Origin of the sequence: uncultured Aquimarina sp., assembly GCF_947495315.1 — a bacterium.
In the GTDB taxonomy this organism is placed as follows: Bacteria; Bacteroidota; Bacteroidia; order Flavobacteriales; family Flavobacteriaceae; genus Aquimarina.
In genome coordinates this window covers 14,867-40,107 of sequence record NZ_CANLYD010000013.1, presented here as the reverse complement: position 1 = coordinate 40,107, position 25,241 = coordinate 14,867, and the positions used below count along the sequence as shown (strand labels likewise).

Sequence of the window (25,241 nt, the reverse complement as noted above, 5' to 3'; positions counted from 1 at the left end):
ATTAGCAGTATACATTTTTCTTATCAAATCAATTATTTTTTCTTTTTCTTATGCTTAAGATTAAAAGTTTTATCACCCTTGGTCTTTGGTTTTTTATACTTCTTTTTTATCTCACGCTGATATTTCCCTCCTAAGTTAACTTTACTGTTTTTTGCAGATTTTTCGTGAAACGCAGCACCAGCTTCATCATCATTAGGACGTTTATGAGGGTTGTATATTTCTTTAACCTTAGGTTGTTCTTCTGGAGTGAGTTGTTCAGAAATTTCTACGTTTTCCGGTAATGGTAGTTTTTCTATTTCCATTTCCATCAAACCCTCTATGGCTTCTAAGTATTCTTGTTCTTGTTCTGTGGTTAGAACAAAAGAGACTCCTTCTTTTTCTGCTCGACCGGTTCTACCGATTCTGTGCATATAATTCTCAGGATATTCTGGTGTGTCTAGGTTAATTACCTGGCTCACATTTTCTATGTCCAAACCTCTAGCCATTACATCCGTAGCTATTAGGATTCTATTTTCTCCTTTTCTAAACTGTTCAATACTTCTTAATCTATAATTTTGTGTTTTATTAGAATGTATGATGCAGATTTCTTCTTTGTATTTGTTTTCTAATGCCTCGAATAGGCGATCCGCGATTTTTTTATAGCCGACAAATATGAGTGTTTTATGATAGACTTCTTTATCAGAAAGTAAATGCTCTAATAGATTTACCTTTGTATAGAAATTTGGTACCTTATAACCAAACTGTTTAATGTTTTCTAAAGGTGTACCACTTTTGGCTACTGATATTCTTTTAGGGTTTTTGAAAATCTCCGTAATCATTTGATCTACTTCATCAGTCATAGTAGCAGAGAACATAATATTCTGCCGTTGTTGAGGAAGTATATCAAAAATATTCATCAACTGATGTCTAAATCCAAGATCTAACATTACATCTACTTCATCAATTACTATTTTTTGAATTGATTTAAGTTGTAACACTCTACTTACTGCAAGATCATAAAGACGACCAGGTGTGGCAACCACAATATCCAGGCCTTCAGAAACTGCTTGTTTTTGGGTATTGATATTGGTTCCACCATATACACCGGTAACGCGAAGATTAATATAGGTAGAAAGTTTTTCAATCTCATCTACTACCTGAACTACTAATTCTCTGGTAGGAACAAGTACTAAAACTCTTGGGTTTTGTTGCACAGAGTATTTCAGCATTCGTAATATAGGCAGCATATATGCATATGTCTTACCAGTTCCAGTTTGTGCAATTCCTACAACATCTTTCCCGGACATTACCGTGGAGAATGCTTGTTCCTGGATTGGAGTTGGTATTTCGAACCCCAAGTCATCAAGAGCATTGAGAAGTTGTGTACTTAAGTTTAGATCTCTAAAAGTCACTTTTAAAAGTATTTTATACGCGAAAGTAATTTATTTGATTACAAAAAATACGAAAACATAGATAATATAGTATTTATATCTATAAATAAACCAAATGGTTCGGTCATTAATATACACAAAACCTTTTTTACTAAACATAAATACAAGTATTTTAGGATGAAAATATGGTATAAAACTGTATCTTTATACTACTTAAAACTAGTATGGCGGAGCTTATAAAAATATATAACGAAAACCCAAATCCACGTGAAGTACAAAAGGTAGTTGATTGCCTGCGCAATGGTGGACTGGTAATTTATCCTACGGATACTGTATATGGTTTGGGGTGTGATATTACTAATAATCGGGCCTTGGAACGCGTTGCTCATATTAAAGGAGTAAAACTTGCAAAAGCTAATTTCTCTTTTATTTGTAGCGATTTGAGCAATTTGTCTGATTATGTAAAGCAAATAGATAATAGCACATTCAAATTACTAAAAAGAACACTTCCTGGTCCATATACCTTTATACTTCCTGGTAGTAATAATTTACCCACAGTTTTTAAGAAGAAAAAAACGGTAGGGATTCGTGTTCCGGATAATAATATTTGTAAGACTATTGTAGAGAATTTAGGAAATCCTATTGTATCCACATCAATTTATGATGAAGATGAGGTTATTGAATATACCACAGATCCGGAATTAATACTGGAAAAATGGGATAATCTTGTGGATATTGTAATTGATGGAGGTTATGGAGATAATATGGCTTCTACAGTAATTGATCTTACCAGTGGTGAACCGGTTCTTATACGAGAAGGAAAAGGAGCAATCGATATTATCTAAGAAACCACATATTTTAATTCATTTCTGTAGGTACTTGGTGTTTTTCCTGAAAATTGCTTGAAAAGTTTATTAAAATGCGAAAAATTACTAAAACCACTCTCATAGCAAATATCCGTAATACTGGTTTGTTTTTCGTGTAATAACTTAGCGGCGTGTACCAATCTATATTCATTTACAAATTGAATAAAGGTTTTTCCAGTATTTTTTTTGAAATATCTACAAAATCCAGGTACACTCATACTTACTTTATCTGCAATTTCATCTAAAGGGATTTGACGAGTAAATTCCTCTTGAACAAAATTGAAGATAAGATTGATACGATTATTATCTTGTAATGAAGTCTCAATAACAAAGCCCTCTGCATTCAGAATAGAATAATCCTTAGTTTGTTGCATTTCTTTAAAAACTCTAAGAATACCAAGTAATCTGTCAAAAGGATCCAACATGCTCAGCGCTTCAATTCTAGCTCCAATTCTACGTTTAGTATCTCCATGAAATACAATACCTTTTTTAGCTTGCTCCAATAATTGGTTGACTCCGCTCATTTCGGGAACATTAAAAAAGGAGTTACCTAGAAAATCTGGTAACATTTGTATAATTGTTTCACTTTTGTTTTGTGTTAGGCTATCAGTAAAGCCACAATGAGGTAAATTAGAACCGATAAGCATTAACGCTCCATTTCTATAATATGACATATGACTACCGATTTGCCTCTTTCCTGTTCCTCCATTAACGTATACGATTTCAATTTCAGGATGGTAGTGCCAAATAGGAGCTTTGTTCATTTTCTCTTTAGAGAAATTCTCATAATAAAAAGAACTTCCAAATTCAGGAACTATTTTTTCTAGAGAAGGTTTTATACTTTTTTTCATATTGGGGAATTTTCTCCTTAGGGTTATTTTGTAAATATAACGTATTTTCTACGTTAATAAAATGTGAAATTTTTAAAATCATATGTTAAATTAACTTCTATGGGGTTTTAAAGTAATTTAGCATGTTAAAATAGAACATATATATGCAAATATAGTTGTATTTCTGTATCTAATCCCTGTGCTATATTTGCCAAGTAAAATATTAACAACAACAAAAACCTAAGTTATGAAAAGAGTAATTAACCTTTGTTTGCTAGCATTCGTAATCACCACAAGCAATATTGCTAATGCAGCCGGAAGAGTATCAGTAGAGATAAGCAATTCGTCCATGGTTACTGTATCATTGACAGAAGTTGTAAAAGGAGAAAAATTATTCCTTAAGGATTATAACGGTGAAATTTTGTTCAACGTTACGTTAGAGGCTACACCTAATTATCAGAAGTATTTTAATTTAGGTAATGTGCCTGATGGAGTTTATTTCGTAGAAACTGAATCAGTATTTGAAGTAAAAGTTACGCCATTATTGAAAAACAAAAAAGGAGTTTCTTTAATAAATACTTCTGCCGTAACTGTTTTTAAACCACAAGTTAGTGTAGAAAACAGTTTAATGAAAGTAATGTTTAATAACACAGAAAAAACACCTCTTAACCTTACTATTTATGATAGTGAATGGAGAGTGTTAGAAGAGATTATTGGTTATGAAGAATCAATACTAAAAAGAACGTATGATTTTTCTAAAATGCCAAAAGGAGAGTACCAATTATATTTCTCTTTAAAAGATAGAACGTTTATAAAGAAAGTTAGTATTTAATTGTTTCATTATTAACTCAACCACTCGAAAAGCAGCACTAACCATGCTGCTTTTTGCTTATCCAAATAATTAAAGTGTTTAGAGTTAATATAGAATAGATATCTGCTAATATTGTTGTGTTTATATCACAGTTTTTGGTTTAACTTTAGTATCATAAATAAAAAGTTTAATTATGAATGTAGTAGCAGAAATATACCTGATAATCGCAGCAATTTTCATTATTTCTTTTTCTAATACGGTAGAAGAGTTTTCTATAGAAATAGAAGAATTTTCTTTAGAAGCTGATGAGTTTCTGAATGGATGAACTTAATATGTTGATATAATAATTAAAAATAACCGAGTTTTTCTTTAACAGAAGCTTTATAGTTTCTACCCACTGGTATTTTGATTCCTTTTAGTTCAATTTCGGTAGTAGAAAAGGCATCAATATGATCGATCCCAATAATAAAAGAGCGATGCACTCTTAAGAATCGAGAACTGGGTAGGATACGCTCAATACTACTGATACTTTTATATGCGATTATTTCTCTATCAGAAGTTTTTATTTTTATATAGTTTTTTAAACTTTCTATAAAAAGAATATTCTTAAAGAATATTTTTTGCATTTTTTTCTCAACCTTGAGATATATAAAAAGATCCTGATAGTTTTTTTCTTCCTCGTTGCTATTTGATGATACAAGTAGAGTAGAAGTGGATTTAGAAAGTTTGAGTACTTTGTTAACCGATTTTAAAAACCTCGAAAATTCGATAGGCTTTAATAGATAATCAATGGCTTCGAGGTTGAATGCATCTACAGCATAATTACTGTAAGCAGTTGTAAAAATAACTTTTGGTGAAGGGTTTAAATCTTTTAAAAAGTCAATTCCAGTTAAATCTGGCATTTGAATATCCAGAAAAATTAAATCAATGCTTTTATCTGCAATAATATTAAACGCTTCTAATGCATTAGCACAGGAAGCGATGAGTTCTAAGTGATCAATTCTGGAAACATAATTTTCGATAATTTCCCTAGCCAGCGGTTCATCATCTACAATCAGACATTTGATTTTAGTATTCATTTAGGGCGACTTTAGTAAGATTCACTTTCAAAATAATTTCATGGGATAACTCATTATCTTCAATATTTAATGAATATTTATCAGGATATAAAAGATCTAATCTTTTTTTTACATTTTTAAACCCAATACCACCAACTAATTCCTGCTGCTGATTGTTATTAATAAATTTAGGATTTTCTACTAACATTACTAACTCGTCTTGCTTAGCAAATATATTAATCACAACCCAAGATTTTTTTGAGGAAGAAGTCCCGTGTTTAAATGCATTTTCTACAAATGGAATTAGTAAAAAAGGAGATATTTCATACTCTTTATCTATTTCAGAATTGAAACTAATATCAATTGTGGCATCAAATCTTAATTTCTCAAGGTCTACATAGTTTTTTAGGTATTCTATTTCTTTAGCCAATGAAACTTTAGGAACGTTAGCTTCATATAACATATATCGCATTAATCGGGAAAGCTTTAGTACAGCAGTTTCGGCAACATCAGACTTTCTAATAATTAGTGCATATAAACTATTAAGTGTGTTAAATAAAAAATGTGGATGTACCTGATTGCGAAGTTGAATGAGTTCAGCTTCTATTTTTTCTTTTTCAAGTGTTAGAGCTTTTTGTTGCGAATTATAGTAAAATTTAAAAAAACTCATTCCCAAAGGAATAACAGCGGCTATATTTACATCCAAAATAGTATTCACCAATTCTGTAATGATAAAATAACCTTCACTATGCCATCCAGGAAGGTAATTGGGCTGTACATAAAAGAAAATAATAGATCTTTGGATACAAATGCTTACGATCAACAGTACTATAATATATGAAATGATGAAGGCAATGAATTTTCGTTTGATAAAAAATTTTGGTAGTAAAATATATATAGATACATACACGAGTATCATTCTTGCAGGTAGACTAAAAGTTTGAATTGTAAATGAACGGACGTAATCATTATCGTAAGTTCCCCAAGTGATCCCAAAAAAAACAATCAATCCTATCCAATATAGTATATGGATAATAATTCGATTAGAAAGTAGATCTTTTATAAGAGAATAAATCATTAGATGCAATTAAGCTAAAGTGTCTAAAATCTGAAAAATTTGAACAAAAAAATAAAATTCAGGATAAACAACCGGCAATATAATACATACTACAGAAAATACATTTCCTATTTCAGATCATTATGAGTTCATAGAATTATCGCTATTCTTGGTTGTTTATCCTGAAATGTGGTTATCGGTATAATCAAGTTGTTGTTTATCTACTGTATACAGTAATTAGCTACTGAAACAGTTAAAATTATATCAATGAAATCGTATTCAAAAAAAGTACTATTACTCTTAATTATTGGGGTATCAACTTCTTTTTTAAGCCAAGGGCAAAAATCAGAAATATTAACTCACGTAGAACCTCCATTTTGGTGGACGGGAATGCATAATCCTGATTTGCAGTTGTTGTTACACGGAGAAAATATTAGTTCTTTTAATGTGTCTCTTGAGTATCCAGAAGTACAATTAAAAAGTGTAAACAAAATGGAGAACAAAAATTATCTTTTTCTTAACCTTAGCATTTCTGAAAATGCAAAGCCAGGAATTTTGTCTATTAAATTTACTAATAAAAAGAAAGAGTTTATTTACAAATATCAATTAAAACAAAAAGAAAAAAGATCTCAAGTTGGTCAGGCGGTTACGCCTGCAGATGTAATTTACCTGATTACACCAGATCGTTTTGCGAATGGAGATAAAACCAATGATTCTACAGAAGATACTCTAGAAAAGCTAAATAGAAAAGATCATGATGGCAGACATGGAGGCGATATAAAAGGTGTACTTGATAATTTTAGTTATTTAGAAGAACTAGGAGTTACTACTTTATGGTTGAATCCATTTTTGGAGAATGATCAACCAACTTATTCATATCATGGGTATGCAATTTCTGATTTTTATAAAACAGACACCCGTTTAGGAACGAATGAAGATTATAAGAAACTAGTTGATCAATCACATAAAAAAGGAATGAAAGTAATTATGGATCAGGTGTTTAATCATTGTGGAGCAGGGCACTGGTGGATGAACGATTTACCATCAAAGGATTGGTTAAATCAATGGGATACATTTACCCGAAGTAATTTTACTAATATTGCTGCATCGGATCCTTATGTATCCTCAAGTGATTTTGACTTACTTACCAAAGGATGGTTCGATATTAATATGCCTGATCTAAATTTAGAAAATGATTTTCTGGCAACTTATATGATCCAGAATTCTATTTGGTGGGTAACATATTCTGGGATAGATGGTATTCGTCTTGATACATATCCCTATCCAAATAAGCATGCTATGTCTAGATGGATGAAAGCACTTACGCAAGAATACCCGGATTTTTATATGGTAGCAGAAACTTGGGCAGAAAGAGCATCTTATTTGTCTTATTGGAATAATAATGAAGCCAATAGTGATGGATATATTTCTTATGTTAATAGTATTAGTGATTATGCACTTTATTATTCTATGATAAGAGCTTTTGGAAAAGATGGTGATGTTACAGAGCTTTATAAAACATTAGCAGAGGATTTTGTGTATGGAAGCCCTGAGAACAATAAGGTTTTTAATGGAAATCACGACGTAGATCGTTTATTAGCATTACTTGATGAAGATGTAGATAAATTAAAGTTAAGTATGGCATTTACATTGACTACCAGAGGAATTCCTCAAATATATTATGGTGATGAGATTTTGATGAAAAACAAGAGACCCGACGGTAAGGTAAGACAAGATTTTCCAGGTGGATGGAAAGGAGATGGCAGAAATGCTTTTACTAAAGAAGGTAGGACAAAAGAAGAAAATAACGTTTTTAAATATGTAAAAACTATTCTAAACTGGAGGAAAAACGCAAAATCTATTCATGAAGGAAAACTTACACACTATCAACCTATGGATAATGTCTATGTATATTTTAGATATACAGATACAGAGAACAGCATGATGATCATCAACAATAGTGATAAAGAGTATCCAAGTTTTAATCTGGAACGTTTTAAAAAGTCTTTAGAAGGATATACCAAAGGAAAAGAGATCTTAACCGGAAAAGAACTGCAAAACCTTCAAAGTGTAAATTTATCTAAGAATACAGCTTTGATTGTAGACTTAGTTAAGTAAAATTAGAAACTAGTTATAGAAGAGTTTGGTTATTGATTATTCGGATTCAATTTCTTCGAGATCGTCTTCGATTTCTTCAAGCTCGCTTTCAATCTCTTTAAGCTCTTCTATAGCTTCTTCTTTACTTTGCTCTTCTTTTTGTTGAAATTCTTCATCTACAGCGACTTCATCTTTTACCCACAATGATTTGGATCCACTTGCAACTATTACTAAAACTCCAATGGTTAAAAATAAAAGAGATAACTTTTGTGGTTTTAATTGCTTTTTAGATATAAAATAGGCTCCAAAACCAGATATTAGAGCAACAATACCTGGTAAAATACCAATAGTGCCAAAAGGGAGTATTGCCATAATAATTCCTAAGAAAGCCGCTATGGCAGCAATAGATATCAATACAATTCTCATAGAATTTAATTTTTTAGTCCAGAAGCTTGGGTTAATGTCAATTGTCCTGTACCTGCAGGAATACTAAACTTAATCAATACAGGAACCTTATTTGCGTCTGCCGTAAGATATACAATATTTTTATTTGTTCCTTTTAGAGCATCATTGTTAACAGCAATTTTGTAACACTCCTTATTACCCATTGTTTTGGTACTAATTGTTTCTTTACCCAATAATTTTAGATACGCAGTTTGTGGTTTTCTGTCAAATAATATGGTCATCTTTTGATTTGTTCCTACTGGCGCTTTTCCGATATCCATGTTTCGAATATGATATAAAGTAGAAACTACGTCAAATGTATTGTTCCCCATTTTAAGCTTTTTTGTATTGGGTTCTTTTTTCTTTTGCATAGTAGCTTTTACGGTTTTGCTTTTATAGCTATATACATATTTTTCTTTTTTGATATATCCTCCTTCGTTGATGTCTCTTTTATATAAATATGGTTTTAGATTAGAAGGGTTTACATATGCTTCATATACATCTCTAATTTTAAAAAAAGAATCCCATTTAGAATAGGTAGCAGCATTACACTTAAGTCTTAGGTAATTACTTTTTCCAGTGTTTACTCTGGTAGTTTGCATGGTAACTTGCGCAAGATTTGTCAATAATCCAGACATATTGTAAGAAGCAGTATACACCAATTTTTCATTTTCTCCAATGGAAGTGTTTGCTGTTTGTTGTGCTTCTATAGTCCCTAAGGAAAGCAGTAATACAAGGATAAATAGTTTTCTCATTGTTCTTAAAATAGTTAATCTATATGTTTTAATCCACCTGTGTCAATTTCTATACCATTGTTTAATACTATGGATTAAAAAAAAGGGTTAATCGCTAAATTAACCCTTTTCAAAAATACTTTATTCTTTTTTAATTACCTCCTTCGGAAGCTTTTTTCATTCCGTCTTCAATCATGTTATAGAACTGATCTAGTTTAGGAAGTACTACAATTCTGGTACGTCTGTTTTTAGCTTTATTAGCAGCACTATTATTATCCGCAATTGGCACATAATAACTTCTACCTGCAGCAGTCATACGTTTAGGATCTACCTTGAAATCATTTTGTAATACACGTACAACAGAGGTAGCTCTTTTTACACTTAAGTCCCAGTTGTCTAATAATACTTTGTTTTTAATTGGAACATTATCTGTATGACCTTCTACTAAGAATTCGATATCTGGTTTGTCATTCACCACTTTGGCAACTTTACCTAATACTTCTTTAGCTCTTGTAGAAACGTTATAACTTCCGCTCTTAAATAATAACTTATCAGAAATAGATACATATACTACTCCTTTTTCTACATTTATCTCAATATCTTCATCTGCAAGGTTACCTAAAGCTCCTTTTAGACTTGTTACCAATGCTAAAGTCACAGAATCTTTCTTATTCAATGCATCATTCATTGTTTTGATCTGAAGATCTTTTTCTTTGATACTTTCTAGAGATCTTTCTAAATTTTCTGCTTCTTTAGTTGATAGGGTTGCAAGATTACCAACGTTATTTAATAGAGCAGAATTCTGGTTCTTAAGATTATTTACCTGATCTCTAAGGACTTTTAATTCAGAACTTTCACTTGCTTTTTCTTCAAGACAGCTATTTAATTTTACAGTAGCTGTATTTAGTAAATCCTGAGTTTCTTTTTGTTTTGCTTCTAGGTCCGTAAATTTCTTCTGTGATACACAAGAAGATAATAGGATAGCCATTGAAGCTCCGATAATCATTACTTTTTTCATTAGAAAATGTGTTTTTAGTCTTATTCTGGTTATATAACTCAAAATTATCAAAATTGTGACGCAATTACGTACTGTTAACAATAATTTAATGAATATAACCTTACAAATGGTTAAATAGTTTTTTGTTCAAAATATAATACTGCCATACAACGGAAGAAATGAAATAATATTTCCTTCTATCCCTTGATTTTTTTCGTTTTTTAACAAAAGTTGGCAATTTTTTGTAAAAGCCGAAATGAGCTTTAAGAATTGCTAAACAATGTGAAGGTTTTCTTTCCAATATATATTTAAATCCTGCAACTCCATCTAATAGCATTCTGATAAAGATAATAATCCAGATGGATGCTCCAGAAGTGTTTTTTACCATCATTAGTAGATTGTTCCTGAAATTCAGAAAAGTTTTTCTAGGATTCATAACCTCTAATGTAGCTCCGCCAAGATGATACACCTCAGAAGTTCCTATATATTGAATGTCATAACCGTGATTTCGAATACGCCAGCAGAGATCGATTTCTTCCTGATGCGCAAAGAAATCTTCATCTAATTTACCTACTTCTTCAAAAACTGATTTACGAATAAACAAACAAGCGCCGCTTGCCCAGAAAATATCTAATGTATCATTATACTGTCCTTTGTCCTCTTCCAGTGTTTCAAAAATTCTTCCTCGACAGTATGGATACCCTAATTTATCCATAAAACCTCCTGCTGCTCCTGCATATTCGAAGTAATTCTTCTTTTTATAATCAAGTATTTTTGGTTGTATCGCTGCAACTTTTTCTGATGTCTCAAAAGCTTTTATAATAGGAGTAAGCCAATGCTCAGTAACCTCTACATCACTATTTAGTAAACAATATATATCAGCATTAATTTTTGCTAATGCATCATTGTATCCTTTAGCGTATCCACCATTTACTTCGTTTTGAATTATTTTAACTTCAGGGAAAGATGTTTTGATATAGTCGACAGAGTCATCAGAAGAAGCATTATCTGCAATATAAATCGTTGCTTCTTTAGAATGTTCTATAACAGACGGAAGGAATTGTTCCAGTAATGAACGCCCATTCCAATTTAATATGACTACAGCTATATTCACGACTGCAAATAAATAAGTTTAATTTAGAGTTTCAAAGCTTCAAAGACTCAAATTTGATAATCTGTATTTTTATTTCAATAATGAAAAATTGTTATCAGTAAATTCTGAATATCATATTTTAACAGCAATGATTCTATTTATAATTCGGAATATCTTTTAGAAAAGTATATCGTTTTTCATTATAGTCCATCTGACAATAATAATGCTCTAATCCATTGGTAATCATAAGATATTCTGCATCCAACGACAGATTGTAGCGGGCTATCTGATCAAAAACCTCTTGGGTAATTTTTACGGTATGTGATTTACATTCTATGATAAGATATATAGTACCATCTGAATTAAATATAATGATATCGTACCTTTTATTCATATCATTAACTTTAACCAATTTTTCCACATTAATAAGGGTTTCGGGATATTTTTTTTCTTCTATTAGGTAATGTATGGTATGCTGTCTTACCCATTCCTCAGGAGTAAGGATGATGAATTTTTTGCGAATTCTGTCAAAAATAGAAACTTTATTTTCGCTACTTTTGAACCTGAACTGGTATGCTGGAAAATTAAGGTTTTGCATAATACAAATTTGATGATTTTTTCTGAATGGATGAAGTAAAACAGATTGTAAGCGATATAAAGAATGGAAATATCAAGCCTATCTATTTTTTGATGGGTGAAGAACCATATTACATTGATAGGATTTCGGAATATATTGATAAAAATGTGTTAGCTGAAGAGGAAAAGGGGTTTAACCAAATGGTATTGTACGGTCGTGATGTTAGTATAGAAGATATTGTGTCAAATGCCAAGCGATATCCTATGATGGCTGAGCGACAGGTAGTAATCGTAAAAGAAGCGCAAGATTTATCCAGAACCATAGAAAAATTAGCAGATTATGCTGAAAATCCACAACCTACTACAGTTTTAGTAATTTGTTATAAATACAAGAAAATTGATAAACGTAAAAAGCTTTATAAAATAGTTGCCAAAAATGGTGTGATCTTTGAAAGTAAAAAACTCTATGAAAACCAGGTCTCGGATTGGATCAGAAGAGTTTTAGCCGGAGCAAAATATAGTATAGAACCAAAAGCTTCGCAAATGTTGGTAGAATTTTTGGGTACTGATTTGAGTAAGATTAATAATGAATTAGAAAAATTGAAGTTGATCATACCCAAAGGAGAACAGATTACGGCGGATAAGATCGAAGAGAATATTGGAATAAGTAAAGAGTTTAATAATTTCGAATTACGCAAAGCAATAGGGATGCGTGATGTGTTGAAAGCACATCGAATTATCAATTATTTTGCTCAGAATCCAAAAGACAATCCGTTGGTGGTTACCATATCTTTACTATACAGTTTCTTTTCTCAGGTATTACAATACCACGGATTATCTGATAAGTCTAAAGGGAATGTTGCTAGTGCCTTAAAAATTAATCCGTATTTCGTGAGTGATTACTCAGATGCAGCTCGTAATTACCCAATGAAAAAGGTAAGCCAGATTATAGCACTTTTAAGAGAAGCCGATCTTAAAGGAAAAGGAGTGGGAGCCACTAATCTTCCTCCAGGTGATATTCTTAAAGAGCTTTTGGTAAAAATAATGGGTTAGAGCCGATTATTAATATTTGTTTAACAAGCATTTAGCGATAACAATGTTAATTTTAGAAAATGCGAATCTTTAGTTTCTTTTCTAAAAGCATTTTCCCAATACTCTTGGTGAATTTTATAGGGATTTTAGGGTATAGTATTGTAATTCCAATTCTTATATTTATTGTTACTGATTTAGGAGGTAATGGTTTTATTTATGGAATTCTGGGGGCGATGTATCCGTTTTTTCAATTTATCGGAGCTCCAATCTTAGGAAGACTTTCGGATCGTATAGGAAGAAAGAAAGTGTTGGTGATTAGTCAAGCAGGAACGTTTGTTGCTTGGTCTTTGTTTTTGATAGCATTAATACTTCCAGAAACTGAGTTATGGTCATCTGATTCCGAATTTACCGGCAGTTATATGATGACGCTTCCTTTAATTTTACTTTTTCTTGCTAGAATTTTTGATGGTTTTACCGGTGGGAATGTATCTGTGGCGAATGCCTACCTATCTGATATTTCTACAGACGAAGATCGCGATAGGAATTTTGGAATGATGGGAGCTTCTACAAGTTTAGGATTTGTTTTAGGACCTGCAGTTGCCGGAATTTTAGCTTCGACCATTTTAGGAGAAATACTGCCAATTATTCTAGCAGCTATTATTTCACTTGTAGCAATCCTTGTTATTTATATTAGATTACCGGAAAGTAATCCTTGTATGGTAGATACAGGAGATCTGAATTTTAAATCTTTTAGAAGATTTTTTCAGGTCGAACATAAAGATTGCTTTTCTGGAAATACTATTGGAAATGATGCTACTAAAAACGATAACAATTTTAAAGGTGTATTAGGTCAAAAAGGTATTCCGTTATTATTTTCGATCTACTTTTTGACATTTTTGGCCTTTAGCTTATTTTATGCAGGCTTACCTATATATGCCTCTACTATGTTGGAATGGACAGCTGTTGATCTTGGGATCTTTCTGGCATATTCAAGTTTTATCATGATTTTGGTTCAAGGACCATTATTATCCTTTCTGTCAGGAAAAGTTCCTAATATCAGGCTAGTTGCTATCGGAACGGTGCTACTGTCACTAAGTTTTTTCCTTCTTTCTAATCCCAGTATCATTATACTGTATGTAGCAAATACGTTATTATCCTTAGGTAATGGTTTGATGTGGCCTAGTTTTCTTTCTCTTTTATCAAAAACCGGAAACTCAACAATGCAAGGTGCTATTCAGGGATATGGAAATAGTATGGGAAGCTTAGCTAGTATTTTTGGATTAGTGGTCGGTGGAATTATGTTCGAAAGTATTGACGTAACAATTTTTATAATTGGATCTGGGATATTTTTATTGATACTTATTCTTTTGTTTATAAATTATATTCAGACCAAGAATGCTTCGGTAGAAGTTGATCAAACAGTCGCAGCTGCTTAATATTTTTCATGAAGCCAAAATATAATTCTCTATGGAATTGGTAAAAACGAAAAATCTTTTACTTCCGTCATTACAAACGAACTTTGTACTTTAGAAATATTTTCTAGTGAAGCCAGTTTGTTAGAAAGAAAATGCTGGTAACTCTCCATATCCTCAGCATATATCTTAATTAAATAATCAAACATACCAGCTACATGATAACATTCAACCACCTCGGGAAATTGCTGAATATCTTTTTCGAATTTTTTTAGATAATCCGTTTGGTGAAGGTTTAAAGTAACATTACAAAAAACCATGAGCTGTAATCCTGCTTTTTTTCTATCTAAAATAGCTTTATAGGATTTAATGTATCCTTCACGTTCCAATTTCTTAACCCGTTCAAAAATTGGAGTAGTGGTAAGACCCAAACGCTCTGCAATCTCTTTGATAGTTATTTTACCATCTTTTTGTAATAAATTAAGGATGGAGCGATCTGTTTTATCCATAATATTTTTCTCTTTGAATTCTGCTGATATATCAAAAATAGAATAAAATTCTTTTAATTAATCATTATTGTATTATTGATTCTAAATTAATATATAAATATGGTTTTTAATTCTTTTGGATGTAATTTTATACTGCACTAAATACTAGTTTTTCTCAAGAGAGAGGAAACAGAACCGAAATTATTTCTAACAATACAATATCTAACAGATGAAAGATCACAATTTTAATCCAGAGAGTTTAATGATGACCTACGGTTATAAACCTGAGTTATCAGAAGGAGCCATAAAATGTCCAATATTTCAGACTTCGACTTTTGTTTTTAAAACAGCCGAAGAAGGAAAAGCCTTTTTTGAATTGGCATATGGTCTACGCGAAAAGTCAGAAAAAGAAGAATTGGGATTAATTTATAGTAGAATCAATAACCCTAACCTAGAGATTTTAGAAAACAGATTATGTCTTTGGGATAAAGCAGATGATTGTGCAGTATTCGAGAGTGGAATGTCTGCAATTAGTACAGTATTATTAGAGTTCCTTAAGCCTGGTGATCTATTAGTATATAGTAATCCTGTATATGGAGGAACTGATCATTTTATTCACCATTTTTTAGATAAAATTGGAGTAGATACAATAGGTGTGATGCCTAACCAGAGTATGGAGGAAGTGGAGGAGATGATTAAAACTTCTGGTAAGGCTGATAAACTGGCCATGATTTATTTAGAAACCCCTGCGAATCCAACAAATGATATTGTTGACATCGAAAAGTTTAGTCAGATTGCTGCTAAATATAGTACAGAAGAAAGAAAAACGTTAGTGGCTGTTGATAACACCTATATGGGACCATTATGGCAACATCCATTACAATGCGGTGCAGATCTTGTTTTATATTCTGCCACAAAATATATTGGAGGCCATAGTGATTTAATTGCTGGAGCAGTATTAGGAAACGCTGAATTAATGGTACGTGTAAAAACCTTACGTACATTTTTAGGTAATATGGTAAGTCCTCATACAGCGTGGTTATTGCTTAGAAGTTTAGAAACTTTAAAAGTACGTATGGATCAGCAAACTCAGAATGCTCAGATTGTTGCTGATTATTTGAATAAACACCCTAAAGTTGAAAAAGTATATTATTTGGGATTATTGAAAGAAAGAACAGAAGCATATGCTATTTATAAAAAGCAATGTTCCGCGCCAGGAGCAATGGTTTCCTTTGATATTGTTGGAGGAGAAAAAGAGGCATTTATGTTCCTTAATAATCTTAAGTTAATGAAACTGGCAGTAAGTTTAGGAGGAACAGAAAGCTTGTCAGAACATCCTAAAACTATGACACACGCTGGCGTAGATGAAGCACAGCAACAGCAAATGAATATTACAGATCAATTGGTAAGATTATCCATTGGAGTAGAAAGTGCTAAAGATCTGATTTGGGATTTAGAGCAAGCTTTAGAAAAAGTAGAAGTTCCTAGTACATTGGAAATGGAAACGGTTTAAAATAATTAGCAGTTAACTGAAGAAAGCACAACAAATTTAGGTTGTGCTTTTTTTAGTTTCTATAATAAGTTGATCCACTTATTTTTCTATTGTAGTTTCTTCCAAAATACAATTTTGTCGTCATCTTTATTATAAAACTCAGGGATTACGGCTTGCTTTCTGTAATTACATTTATGATAAAATTCTCTAGTTAACTCGAATTCTAGCTTACCTGATGTTTCTACAATCAAAATTCGATGACCATTCTCTTGTAAAAGGTTTTCAATGTAATCCATCATTTGTTTGCCTATACCTTTTCCTTGGTAATCTTTGTGAACAGCAATTGCATAAAGATTATAAGTTCCTTCAGTAAGTCTCTCTGGTGCACAATATCCTATTGATACTAGTTTTTCCTGGTAAATAGAGGTAAACCAAATATCGGTTGAAGACGCATCACTAAAATAGTTACTAATCATATCGTCAAGCAAGTGTGATGGAAATAACTCACTCGAGTCTAGTACTTCTTTTAGGTAAATTATATCTTCTTTTTTGACCTTTCGTATTTCTATACTCATTTTTTTTCATTTTAAAAGTCAAATATAATCTTGTATAACCTCTTAAAATTGTATGGTTCTGCTATTGTACGCTTTTGATGGAGGTACTCCCAAAACATTTTTAAAAGAATTGCTTAGGTGTGCCTGATCGAAAAAACCATTTTCAATTGATATCTCTGTTAAGTTCTTGTTTTCTCCTAAATACTGATGAATAGCTTTTCGTAGATTATTCCATACTAGATATTTTTTTATAGAAACCCCTATTTGTTCTTTGAAGAGATGTGAAAGTCTACTTTCGGATAGAAATACTTTTGAAGTTAAAGAGTTAATAAGAGTAACATATTCAATTTCATCATTTTCTATAATAGAAAGACATTGTTTAATTCTTTTATCTGTTGGTTCTTTAAGATTGTTTTCTTTAGCGAATATTTCTATTTCTTTAATAAGAATATGTTTGTCACTAAACTCTTTTTTTAAGAAACATCCATTTAGTAGTGTGATGTTCAAGTTTCTTAAAAATTCAGTAAGTGTAGGATTGTTACTTTCGATCATTAAAATTTTAGAAATACAATGTTGCGAAGATACCTTATGCTTAATGTTGGAGTCTATAATTGCAAAAACCAAATTTGTAGTGGTTTGTTGGTTGATGTTTAGATCAAAAGTTCCTTCTATTGCAGTTATGATTTCTACAGCAGGGTGAGAATGAATCTCAGTATTCAAACCTTCAAACTCAAAACGGTAAATTCCATTTTGTATATCAAAATCATATATTTTCATTTTGTATGTGTATTTCTATGTAACGTAGTGTATTTTATTCCTGCGAAAATTTCTCAGTTAGCAAATCCCAAAACTCAGAATAACCATCATCATATCCCAGCGCCCAAATTCCTACACCTCCGATCTTATTATTTTTTATCCAATCATACTTAATAGATAGTGATTGTACGTCCTCAAAGAATAGCTGTCTATATGCTTTATTACCGTCTTTGATAATTATATAACTGGAAGCACTTTTGGGGTCAAATTGTATGGGTGTTTTTAATGAATCAATATATAATTGCCTTATTGATTTATAAGGAGGATGGGATTTGAATTTTGTCACTATTGTACCTATTTCAGGGTTTTTAGTATACCACTCTGCTCCATAATAAGGTAATCCAACAATTAGTTTGTTGAGCTGGATACCTTTATTCTTGTAGTGATCGACTGATGTTTCCAGACCATTTCCAAATTTCTTGCTTTTTTTAAAAGGTGTTACAGGTCCAGTGGTTTTACTAAAGCTTCCGTAATAATCATATCCCATCAAAGTATAAAAATCTATATATGAATCAATGGCGTTTATATCGAAAATATCGTTCCAGTCAATGGCGTAAAGACATAGAGAAACCATATAGTTAGGGTTATCTTGTTTTAGGCTTTTCGAAATCTCAATGATAAATTTGGTAAAGTATTCTTTGTCTTTTTTTGAAACTCCTTCAAAATCAATATTTATTCCGTCTGCGGATCTTAATGCTAATAAACTGGATATACTATCTATTAGTGTCTTCTGAGCTTTTTGATTTCTTAGGAAAATAGTATTGTTTTTACTTCCAAAATTAGAAACAGAAAAAAAAACTTTGCAACCTTTTGTTTTAGCACTGTCTATTAAAGAAGTCGTTTTCCATTGATAAATACTTTTATAACTTCCTGTTTTTGGTTGCAAAGCATATGAAAAATACGAGAGCCCCCATAGCATAGAGAAATTATAATTTTTATAGGAAGAACCGTTAGAATAGATATGCCAACCAAATGTGCGAATATCAGGATGAACTTTTCCTTTTTTGTGAAGTACTTTTTTAGGAGAAATAGTATTTAGACTATCCCATTGCACTTCAGTTTTAAAATTAAGAGCTTCAAATTTCTGATTGTGTAAATGACGTTGACTAATAAAATTGATGCTATCGATCGAGTGTACCGAGTTTTCTTTGTTATCCTTGGATGTAAGATCAATATTGCAGCTAATTAATAGTGCTAACGGAAAAATCGCAAAGAATAGTTTCTTCATATAAATCGATATAACTTATGAGTGTGGGTATTAAAGATAATGATATACCTTCCATATTTATATTAATAGTAATAATTAAGATCAAATCTTGTTATAAAACTCTTCTTTTTATTAATTAATTATTGGTGTAAAGTGTTGTTTTTAAGAATCTTGGTTGATAAAAGGGGATATCCCACTAGTCATTTCGGGTGTTTTCCCCCATTGTGCGATGTGTATTCCTGAAGTATATTTGTGCCAGAGATATTAATAAAAGATTTACAAACCATTTTTACACATACTATCATTATGAACTTACTAGGCATTAATTTCCGTTTTATTTTAGATTTTTTACAAGAACTTCCTAAAGCTAGTAGTCACGCTATACACAGATAATAGCTAAAGACAAAGAGGAAAGATGAAATACAGGGGTTTTCACGTATTTCATATGATTACAAAAGCAATTACTTTTATATTAAATAAAAATCAAAGACTATTCAAAAACTTTACACAACGATATTATGAAATCATTTCGCATTAATTTCAAATTTATAAGAGAATTTTTAAGAGAACTTCCAAGTGCATGTAGCCACGCGATACATAGATAGGATGTAATTGTAAATTGGAAGATACAACATATTAGAATTTTGGGGGAAATTCTAATAGTTAGTTATAATAGTGGGGACAAAAAACCGGATGCTCGTGCATCCGGTTTTTTATTTGGTATAAAAGGTATTACTGTCTTTATTTAAGAGCTCCAACCATATCTTCTGGTTTAACCCATTGATCAAACTCTTCTTCAGTAACATAACCTAGGGCTACTGCTTCTTGCTTTAGCGTAGTTCCGTTTTTATGCGCTGTGTTGGCAATTTCTGCAGCTTTATAATATCCTATTTTGGTATTAAGAGCAGTTACCAGCATCAATGAATTATTCAACAACTCTGTAATTCTTGCTTGATTTGGTTCTATACCTTGTGCGCAATGTACATCAAAAGAAACACAAGAATCACCAATTAACTGAGCACTCTGTAATAGATTTGCTGCCATAACAGGTTTAAAGACATTTAGTTCAAAATGTCCTTGCATTCCTCCAACATTGATAGCGACATCATTACCTAATACTTGGGCACAAACCATGGTTAATGCTTCACATTGAGTAGGATTTACTTTTCCAGGCATAATTGAACTTCCAGGTTCATTAGCAGGAATAATAAGCTCACCAATTCCACTTCTTGGTCCTGAAGCTAACATTCTAATATCGTTTCCTATTTTATTTAAGGAAACTGCTATTTGTTTTAATGCTCCATGTGTTTCCACAAATGCATCATGAGCTGCTAGTGCTTCAAATTTGTTTTCTGCAGTGATAAATGGTAAACCTGTAAACTGAGCAATAAATTCTGATACTCTTTTAGCATATCCTTTAGGCGTGTTTAAACCAGTTCCAACCGCGGTTCCACCTAAAGCAATTTCTGCTAAATGTGGTAATGTGTTTTCTAAAGCTTTAATACCATGATCCAGTTGAGAAACATAGCCCGATAACTCTTGTCCAATGGTTAACGGAGTAGCATCCATAAAATGTGTGCGACCAATTTTTACAACATTTTTAAAAGTTTCTGATTTCTTCTTTAATGTATCTCTTAGTTGTGTGATACCAGGTATAGTAACTTCAAGAATCTTTTTGTAGGCAGCGATATGCATACCAGTGGGGAATGTATCGTTAGAAGATTGAGACTTGTTCACATCATCATTAGGCTGAATAGTTTTTTCTCCTTCTCCAATAGTTTTTCCTGCTAATTGATGTGCACGATTCGCAATGACTTCATTTACATTCATATTACTTTGTGTACCGGATCCGGTTTGCCATATTACCAATGGAAACTGATCATCGTGTTTTCCTTCTAGAATTTCATCACATACTTGTGCAATTAGATCTCTCTTTTCAATAGGAAGAACACCCAATTCGCAATTGGTAAAAGCAGCAGCTTTTTTAAGATAAGCAAAACCGTATACTATTTCTAAAGGCATTGAAGATGGTGCGCCAATTTTAAAGTTGTTTCTGGAACGTTCTGTCTGAGCTCCCCAAAGTTTATCAGCAGGCACCTTTACTTCGCCCATTGTATCTTTTTCTATTCTATATTCCATAACCGTGATGATTTGTTTTTCGAAGGGCAAATTTAAGAATTTGTATAGCTATTTCTGAATAAAGAATGTACTTTTTAAAAGGGAATTGTATTAAAGTTTTAGTTTTAAAAATAAATCATATTTATGTTATGAGATAAAAGGAAGAGTTATTATCTTTGGCAAAAATTGAAATTAGATTACTGTTATGTTCGAATTTGATCAATACCTTGGTTTTTTAGCATTCTTAACGATCCTTACAATAGGATTTTGGTTAATGATATTTTTATTAACCTTTGTGGTTCCTTACTGGATTTTTGGAGCTACTATTGAAAACTTTAAGTTAAAGCAAGAAGCTAAACGTAAGGCTAGAGAAGAGGCTTAAGTAATAGCATTAGTTATATATTAAAAAAAGGGAATCGGCCAATCGATTCCCTTTTTTTTGTTTGATTATTGTTTGTTATTGAGTAAGTTAAAGTTTTATTTTCTTTTGGGATTATAAAGGAAACAGTAACGTATTCCAAAGGTTCTTTGTTTTCATCGTCGATAATTTCTCCTGTTATCTTTACTTCATTTTGTTGAGCTAAAGACGATGTCCCAATTATTATGGTAAATAACCATAAAACAATCTTTTTCGTATTTTTTTTGAAAACAAGTTTCCAAAAATGTGATTAGGGTGTAAGGATGGGGGTTAAAGACGCGTTAAATAATGTATTATGTTCATTGTAAGTCTATTGTGATTGTATGAGGTTGTGTTAAATTAACAAAAAAGCAATAATATTTATATTTTTTTGTGATTTGAAAGAATTTAGTTACAACAAAGACACAATATTTATAGTGCAAAATACGTTTCGGTTTTTTAGTTTTGCAGCTGTTTTTGTGGGAAAATGCAAAAAAATAAATATTATCAAAAATTATAAAATAGAGTTTATGAAAAAACTTCTAAGTACTAACTCATTATTAGTTGTCTTTATTCTTTTTTCTTCAATTTCAATGTATGCTCAGAGTCATAAAACTGCTTTGTCATTAACGGGAGGTTACGTGGATGGAGGTTTTGCCGGAATAGCTGCGCTTGATTACAAGGTAAATGAATTTGATTATTTACAATTCGCTATTCAAACTAATTTTACAAAATTAGAGTTTGAGGATATAAAAATACCTGTCAATTTGTATGCCTTTAATGCGGGGTTCTTTTTTGATGTTCTTAGGAATAATAAGAGAACTTTTGCTCTTGCTCTTGGTGCAGGAGGAACTGTAGGTTACGAAGTTATTAATAATGGCGATGAGATTTTAGAAAATAATCAGGTGCTGAACATTGAGACAAGTAATGTAGTTTTTGGTGCATATGCAGGATTAGATGCTGACATATTTTTAATTCCAACAGTAGCGATTAATATTAAGGCCCAAGAGATATATCACTTCAATAGCGATATTGGAGAGTTCACTCCTTATTTTGGTGTTGGAATTAAATTAATACTAAAATAATTTTTTTAGAAAGAAGCTTCTAAAAAGAAGTTTTTGATAATAGGATAATTAAAATAAACAAACATAATATAGATGAAAAATTTTTATCAATATATCGTTTCAGGTATCGTTCTTTTATTTATTGGGATAGCCTGTACAAAAGAAATTACAGATGACTTAGTAGTGTTTTTTAAAGTAGAATTTAGCGAGACTACTATAGAAACATTTGTAGATACCAAAAAAGAATCTCAATTTACTATAACAGGAGTAACTGATATAAATGTAGGAGATTATCAGATAAAATATAATGTTACTGAAGGTGCTGGATCATATTTTTTGAACACCGTAGCCATAGCAGAAAATGAATTTGTTGATTTACCCGAAGGCCCTGAATACACTATAGAGTATCAGGGAACTGTAGTTGGTGCTAATAAAGTAACTTTAACCATAAGAGATCAATCTAATAGAGAAGAAGAATTTATATTAACTTATAATGTAAATGATACAGATTTTACATTTGATGTGGTACCATTTCCTGAAGCTATTACATATGTAAATGGAGAAATTGATTTAAACCTTAATATTGAAGAGGTTAGTTCAGCAACTTACGATGTGCAATATGTTTTTGGAACACCAGATGCGGATGTATTAGGAACGGGAAGCGTAATTGTAGATGGAGCGGTTCTGGATCCGGAGACTACGGTTGAAATTCCGATTGGTGATTCTACTTGGAAGTTTGGAGGACTAACGGTTGGAGCAGTTGAGATTACATTTACAGCTACTAGTAGTTTCGGTATTTCTAAATCAAAAATAATCAGAATAGAAGTAGGAGAAACACCGGATTTCACATTTGCAGCAACATTGGATAGTGATGTTATATTTACAACTAACTCTGGAGCAGTTATAAATTTTACTATTACTGAAATCGCAGGGACCTCAAGTTATGTAATGAATTATAGAACTTCTAACGCCGGTAATGTGGTATATAATGGCGAAACTTATCAAGCTGGAGATAATATTCCAATCCAGGCTGGTTCGAGTATCGGGACATATATAGGAACCGCTGAAGGAGCACATAATTTAGACTTTAGAGTAGATAATGCGAATATTATTACCGTATCCAAAGAAGCTTCTTTACTATTAAATTTCAGGAATCCTGATGGGACAGCTCCTGTTATAGAGTTGATTGGTGATAGCGAAGTCACAATCAATGTTGGAGACACTTTTTCAGATCCAGGAGCTACGGCAACCGATGATATTGATGGTGATATTTCTGCTAATATTACAGTTTCTGGTGTAGTTGATACAAATACTCCAGGAGCCTATACTTTAGTTTATAGTATAGAAGATTCATCAGGAAATACTTCATCAACTGAACGTATTGTAAATGTAGTTGATAATATCCCTCCAGTAATTACTATTATTGGTGATAACCCTTTCCTAGTAAGAGAAGGCGATGCTTTCAGTGACCCGGGAGCTACAGCGACTGATAATATTGATGGAAATATAAGTTCGCAAATAGCGGTAACAGGTTCGGTTAATGTTAATGTTGTAGGTGATTATATGCTAACTTATACTGTTAGCGATGTGGCTGGTAATGAAGTTTCTGAAATAAGAACAGTAAATGTTATTAGTGATAATCCACCAATGATTACTTTATTAGGAGATAATCCTCTAGAAATAAGTTTTGGAGAAGCCTTTGATGATCCTGGTGCTACAGCTGTTGATGATATCGATGGTGATATTTCTAGTCAAATAGAAACCTCAGGGACTGTTGATGTTAATACGTTAGGTGAATATACCATAATATATAGTGTAACTGACTCTTCCGGTAATAATACAGAAGCAGTCAGAACGGTAAATGTAGTAGATAGTACTAATCCTGTGATAACATTAGAAGGAGCTAATCCTTTTCTAGTGAATGTGGGGAATATATTTAATGATCCTGGAGCTAATGCAAGTGATAATGTTGATGGTAATTTAACTTCTGGTATTACTGTTTCAGGAACGGTTGATGTAAATACACCTGGAGATTATGTGTTGACTTACAGTGTAGAAGATTCTTCAGGAAATATAGCTACAATTACAAGAACTGTTAGAGTAATTGATAATATTGCTCCAGTAATTACTTTGATAGGAGCCCCTTCTTTTACGATTCCACTAGGAAGTAGTTATACGGATCCTGGTGCTACAGCGTTAGACAATATTGATGGAGACCTTACGTCTCAGATTGTAACAACTGGTAATGTAGATCTAAATACTGCAGGTACATATATAATAAGATATAATGTGCAGGATGCAGCAGGAAATAATGCGATAGAAGTTACTAGAACGATAATAGTAGAAGCTGTAGTTAGTTTTAATAGAGTCACGGGTGTACTGAATGCCCCGGCAGGAGCAACAGTAGAAATTTCGATGACATCTGGAGGAACAGGAAGTGGTAATGCAACAATGCAAGCCCGTGATACCAATAATTTAAATTTAGGTATAGGTATTACCTGTTGGGGTCTTACTGGAGGTGAACAATGTTTGGATTCTGATGGAGATGGTAATGATGAAACAAGCGGATTTACATTTATAATGCCAGCCAATGGTATAGCAAATATTACTGGATCACACAATCCAGATGGAACTAGTGTTAATAGCGGAACAGGTTTCAGTATTCAGGTATCTGGAGAAACTTTTAATGGTAATATGGGGGCAGGAAATGGAATACCCCAATAATTAT

At 32.0% G+C, this 25,241-nt stretch carries 24 protein-coding genes; 10 read left to right on the top strand and 14 right to left on the bottom strand.

What is annotated here, in order from left to right:
* Nucleotides 1-32 precede the first annotated feature (32 nt).
* Nucleotides 33-1,391 carry a DEAD/DEAH box helicase gene (locus tag Q0910_RS20020; protein ID WP_299220456.1) on the bottom strand — a complete coding sequence of 453 codons (1,359 nt, stop codon included), beginning with the start codon at nucleotides 1,389-1,391 and terminating at the stop codon, nucleotides 33-35.
* Between the two features lie 203 nt (nucleotides 1,392-1,594).
* On the opposite strand from Q0910_RS20020, the gene Q0910_RS20015 reads away from it, so the two are divergent.
* On the top strand, nucleotides 1,595-2,215 hold the full coding sequence (locus Q0910_RS20015) for an L-threonylcarbamoyladenylate synthase (protein ID WP_299220453.1): 621 nt from the start codon (nucleotides 1,595-1,597) through the stop codon (nucleotides 2,213-2,215).
* On the opposite strand, the gene Q0910_RS20010 is transcribed toward Q0910_RS20015, so the two are convergent.
* Complete coding sequence (locus Q0910_RS20010) at nucleotides 2,212-3,087, bottom strand: AraC family transcriptional regulator (protein WP_299220450.1); 876 nt, start codon at nucleotides 3,085-3,087, stop codon at nucleotides 2,212-2,214. The genes Q0910_RS20015 and Q0910_RS20010 overlap by 4 nt on opposite strands.
* 226 nt (nucleotides 3,088-3,313) lie before the next feature.
* Between Q0910_RS20010 and Q0910_RS20005 the strand changes: the two genes are divergently transcribed.
* Nucleotides 3,314-3,898, top strand: a complete 585-nt coding sequence (locus Q0910_RS20005) for a hypothetical protein (RefSeq protein ID WP_299220447.1) — start codon at nucleotides 3,314-3,316, stop codon at nucleotides 3,896-3,898.
* A 172-nt stretch (nucleotides 3,899-4,070) separates the two neighbouring features.
* The gene (locus Q0910_RS20000) at nucleotides 4,071-4,202 is read left to right on the top strand and encodes a hypothetical protein (protein ID WP_299220443.1); all 132 of its coding nucleotides are present in this window, start codon (nucleotides 4,071-4,073) and stop codon (nucleotides 4,200-4,202) included.
* Between the two features lie 22 nt (nucleotides 4,203-4,224).
* On the opposite strand, the gene Q0910_RS19995 is transcribed toward Q0910_RS20000, so the two are convergent.
* Both Q0910_RS19995 and Q0910_RS19990 read right to left on the bottom strand, forming a co-directional pair.
* A complete protein-coding gene (locus Q0910_RS19995; protein WP_299220439.1) occupies nucleotides 4,225-4,956 on the bottom strand; it encodes a LytTR family DNA-binding domain-containing protein in 732 nt (243 codons plus the stop codon).
* Nucleotides 4,946-6,013 carry a histidine kinase gene (locus tag Q0910_RS19990; protein WP_299220436.1) on the bottom strand — a complete coding sequence of 356 codons (1,068 nt, stop codon included), beginning with the start codon at nucleotides 6,011-6,013 and terminating at the stop codon, nucleotides 4,946-4,948. Before Q0910_RS19990 ends, Q0910_RS19995 begins: the two co-directional genes overlap by 11 nt.
* A 246-nt stretch (nucleotides 6,014-6,259) precedes the next feature.
* Between Q0910_RS19990 and Q0910_RS19985 the strand changes: the two genes are divergently transcribed.
* Nucleotides 6,260-8,110, top strand: coding sequence for a glycoside hydrolase family 13 protein (locus Q0910_RS19985; RefSeq protein ID WP_299220434.1), 1,851 nt, complete (start codon nucleotides 6,260-6,262; stop codon nucleotides 8,108-8,110).
* A gap of 36 nt (nucleotides 8,111-8,146) precedes the next feature.
* Here the strand turns inward: Q0910_RS19985 and Q0910_RS19980 are convergent, their stop codons facing one another.
* The 5 genes from Q0910_RS19980 to Q0910_RS19960 form a co-directional block, all read right to left on the bottom strand.
* A complete protein-coding gene (locus Q0910_RS19980) occupies nucleotides 8,147-8,515 on the bottom strand; it encodes a hypothetical protein (protein ID WP_299220432.1) in 369 nt (122 codons plus the stop codon).
* A 5-nt stretch (nucleotides 8,516-8,520) separates the two neighbouring features.
* Nucleotides 8,521-9,288 (bottom strand): DUF3108 domain-containing protein, encoded by a 768-nt coding sequence (locus tag Q0910_RS19975; RefSeq protein ID WP_299220429.1) that lies wholly within the window; start codon nucleotides 9,286-9,288, stop codon nucleotides 8,521-8,523.
* A 130-nt stretch (nucleotides 9,289-9,418) separates the two neighbouring features.
* Nucleotides 9,419-10,285 carry a flagellar motor protein MotB gene (locus Q0910_RS19970; RefSeq protein WP_299220426.1) on the bottom strand — a complete coding sequence of 289 codons (867 nt, stop codon included), beginning with the start codon at nucleotides 10,283-10,285 and terminating at the stop codon, nucleotides 9,419-9,421.
* 100 nt (nucleotides 10,286-10,385) lie between these two features.
* Nucleotides 10,386-11,378, bottom strand: a complete 993-nt coding sequence (locus Q0910_RS19965) for a glycosyltransferase family 2 protein (RefSeq protein ID WP_299220422.1) — start codon at nucleotides 11,376-11,378, stop codon at nucleotides 10,386-10,388.
* A 133-nt stretch (nucleotides 11,379-11,511) separates the two neighbouring features.
* Entirely contained in the window at nucleotides 11,512-11,955 is a 444-nt protein-coding gene (locus tag Q0910_RS19960; RefSeq protein WP_299220419.1) for a type I restriction enzyme HsdR N-terminal domain-containing protein, read from the bottom strand.
* A 26-nt stretch (nucleotides 11,956-11,981) separates the two neighbouring features.
* Here Q0910_RS19960 and holA point away from each other — a divergent pair, with 26 nt between their 5' ends.
* Nucleotides 11,982-12,986 carry a DNA polymerase III subunit delta gene (holA, locus tag Q0910_RS19955; protein WP_299220416.1) on the top strand — a complete coding sequence of 335 codons (1,005 nt, stop codon included), beginning with the start codon at nucleotides 11,982-11,984 and terminating at the stop codon, nucleotides 12,984-12,986.
* Nucleotides 12,987-13,045: 59 nt separating this feature from the next.
* Entirely contained in the window at nucleotides 13,046-14,401 is a 1,356-nt protein-coding gene (locus Q0910_RS19950; RefSeq protein WP_299220414.1) for an MFS transporter, read from the top strand.
* Between the two features lie 29 nt (nucleotides 14,402-14,430).
* Here Q0910_RS19950 and Q0910_RS19945 read toward each other — a convergent pair whose 3' ends face one another.
* Nucleotides 14,431-14,886, bottom strand: coding sequence for an Lrp/AsnC family transcriptional regulator (locus Q0910_RS19945; RefSeq protein WP_299220411.1), 456 nt, complete (start codon nucleotides 14,884-14,886; stop codon nucleotides 14,431-14,433).
* Between the two features lie 208 nt (nucleotides 14,887-15,094).
* Between Q0910_RS19945 and Q0910_RS19940 the strand changes: the two genes are divergently transcribed.
* Nucleotides 15,095-16,378 carry a cystathionine gamma-synthase family protein gene (locus Q0910_RS19940; protein ID WP_299220409.1) on the top strand — a complete coding sequence of 428 codons (1,284 nt, stop codon included), beginning with the start codon at nucleotides 15,095-15,097 and terminating at the stop codon, nucleotides 16,376-16,378.
* 86 nt (nucleotides 16,379-16,464) lie between these two features.
* Here the strand turns inward: Q0910_RS19940 and Q0910_RS19935 are convergent, their stop codons facing one another.
* The 4 genes from Q0910_RS19935 to fumC form a co-directional block, all read right to left on the bottom strand.
* On the bottom strand, nucleotides 16,465-16,932 hold the full coding sequence (locus tag Q0910_RS19935) for a GNAT family N-acetyltransferase (protein ID WP_299220407.1): 468 nt from the start codon (nucleotides 16,930-16,932) through the stop codon (nucleotides 16,465-16,467).
* Nucleotides 16,933-16,974: 42 nt separating this feature from the next.
* Nucleotides 16,975-17,688, bottom strand: coding sequence for an AraC family transcriptional regulator (locus tag Q0910_RS19930; protein WP_299220404.1), 714 nt, complete (start codon nucleotides 17,686-17,688; stop codon nucleotides 16,975-16,977).
* Nucleotides 17,689-17,722: 34 nt separating this feature from the next.
* The gene (locus Q0910_RS19925; protein ID WP_299220401.1) at nucleotides 17,723-18,955 is read right to left on the bottom strand and encodes a glycosyl hydrolase family 18 protein; all 1,233 of its coding nucleotides are present in this window, start codon (nucleotides 18,953-18,955) and stop codon (nucleotides 17,723-17,725) included.
* 720 nt (nucleotides 18,956-19,675) lie between these two features.
* Complete coding sequence (gene fumC / locus Q0910_RS19920; protein ID WP_299220397.1) at nucleotides 19,676-21,073, bottom strand: class II fumarate hydratase; 1,398 nt, start codon at nucleotides 21,071-21,073, stop codon at nucleotides 19,676-19,678.
* Between the two features lie 184 nt (nucleotides 21,074-21,257).
* Here fumC and Q0910_RS19915 point away from each other — a divergent pair, with 184 nt between their 5' ends.
* The 3 genes from Q0910_RS19915 (at nucleotide 21,258) to Q0910_RS19905 (ending at nucleotide 25,237) form a co-directional block, all read left to right on the top strand.
* Nucleotides 21,258-21,434 (top strand): hypothetical protein, encoded by a 177-nt coding sequence (locus Q0910_RS19915; protein WP_162897257.1) that lies wholly within the window; start codon nucleotides 21,258-21,260, stop codon nucleotides 21,432-21,434.
* A 545-nt stretch (nucleotides 21,435-21,979) separates the two neighbouring features.
* A complete protein-coding gene (locus Q0910_RS19910) occupies nucleotides 21,980-22,534 on the top strand; it encodes a conjugal transfer protein TraO (RefSeq protein ID WP_299220394.1) in 555 nt (184 codons plus the stop codon).
* 72 nt (nucleotides 22,535-22,606) lie between these two features.
* The gene (locus Q0910_RS19905) at nucleotides 22,607-25,237 is read left to right on the top strand and encodes a DUF5011 domain-containing protein (RefSeq protein WP_299220391.1); all 2,631 of its coding nucleotides are present in this window, start codon (nucleotides 22,607-22,609) and stop codon (nucleotides 25,235-25,237) included.
* Nucleotides 25,238-25,241 lie beyond the last annotated feature (4 nt).

Coding starts and splice junctions, on each gene's coding strand:
- Q0910_RS20015 (WP_299220453.1), top strand. CDS start 1,595: ATGGCGGAGCTTATAAAAATATATAACGAAAACCCAAATCCACGTGAA.
- Q0910_RS20010 (WP_299220450.1), bottom strand. CDS start 3,087: ATGAAAAAAAGTATAAAACCTTCTCTAGAAAAAATAGTTCCTGAATTT.
- Q0910_RS20005 (WP_299220447.1), top strand. CDS start 3,314: ATGAAAAGAGTAATTAACCTTTGTTTGCTAGCATTCGTAATCACCACA.
- Q0910_RS20000 (WP_299220443.1), top strand. CDS start 4,071: ATGAATGTAGTAGCAGAAATATACCTGATAATCGCAGCAATTTTCATT.
- Q0910_RS19995 (WP_299220439.1), bottom strand. CDS start 4,956: ATGAATACTAAAATCAAATGTCTGATTGTAGATGATGAACCGCTGGCT.
- Q0910_RS19990 (WP_299220436.1), bottom strand. CDS start 6,013: ATGATTTATTCTCTTATAAAAGATCTACTTTCTAATCGAATTATTATC.
- Q0910_RS19985 (WP_299220434.1), top strand. CDS start 6,260: ATGAAATCGTATTCAAAAAAAGTACTATTACTCTTAATTATTGGGGTA.
- Q0910_RS19980 (WP_299220432.1), bottom strand. CDS start 8,515: ATGAGAATTGTATTGATATCTATTGCTGCCATAGCGGCTTTCTTAGGA.
- Q0910_RS19975 (WP_299220429.1), bottom strand. CDS start 9,288: ATGAGAAAACTATTTATCCTTGTATTACTGCTTTCCTTAGGGACTATA.
- Q0910_RS19970 (WP_299220426.1), bottom strand. CDS start 10,285: ATGAAAAAAGTAATGATTATCGGAGCTTCAATGGCTATCCTATTATCT.
- Q0910_RS19960 (WP_299220419.1), bottom strand. CDS start 11,955: ATGCAAAACCTTAATTTTCCAGCATACCAGTTCAGGTTCAAAAGTAGC.
- holA (WP_299220416.1), top strand. CDS start 11,982: ATGGATGAAGTAAAACAGATTGTAAGCGATATAAAGAATGGAAATATC.
- Q0910_RS19950 (WP_299220414.1), top strand. CDS start 13,046: ATGCGAATCTTTAGTTTCTTTTCTAAAAGCATTTTCCCAATACTCTTG.
- Q0910_RS19945 (WP_299220411.1), bottom strand. CDS start 14,886: ATGGATAAAACAGATCGCTCCATCCTTAATTTATTACAAAAAGATGGT.
- Q0910_RS19940 (WP_299220409.1), top strand. CDS start 15,095: ATGAAAGATCACAATTTTAATCCAGAGAGTTTAATGATGACCTACGGT.
- Q0910_RS19935 (WP_299220407.1), bottom strand. CDS start 16,932: ATGAGTATAGAAATACGAAAGGTCAAAAAAGAAGATATAATTTACCTA.
- Q0910_RS19930 (WP_299220404.1), bottom strand. CDS start 17,688: ATGAAAATATATGATTTTGATATACAAAATGGAATTTACCGTTTTGAG.
- Q0910_RS19925 (WP_299220401.1), bottom strand. CDS start 18,955: ATGAAGAAACTATTCTTTGCGATTTTTCCGTTAGCACTATTAATTAGC.
- fumC (WP_299220397.1), bottom strand. CDS start 21,073: ATGGAATATAGAATAGAAAAAGATACAATGGGCGAAGTAAAGGTGCCT.
- Q0910_RS19915 (WP_162897257.1), top strand. CDS start 21,258: ATGTTCGAATTTGATCAATACCTTGGTTTTTTAGCATTCTTAACGATC.
- Q0910_RS19910 (WP_299220394.1), top strand. CDS start 21,980: ATGAAAAAACTTCTAAGTACTAACTCATTATTAGTTGTCTTTATTCTT.
- Q0910_RS19905 (WP_299220391.1), top strand. CDS start 22,607: ATGAAAAATTTTTATCAATATATCGTTTCAGGTATCGTTCTTTTATTT.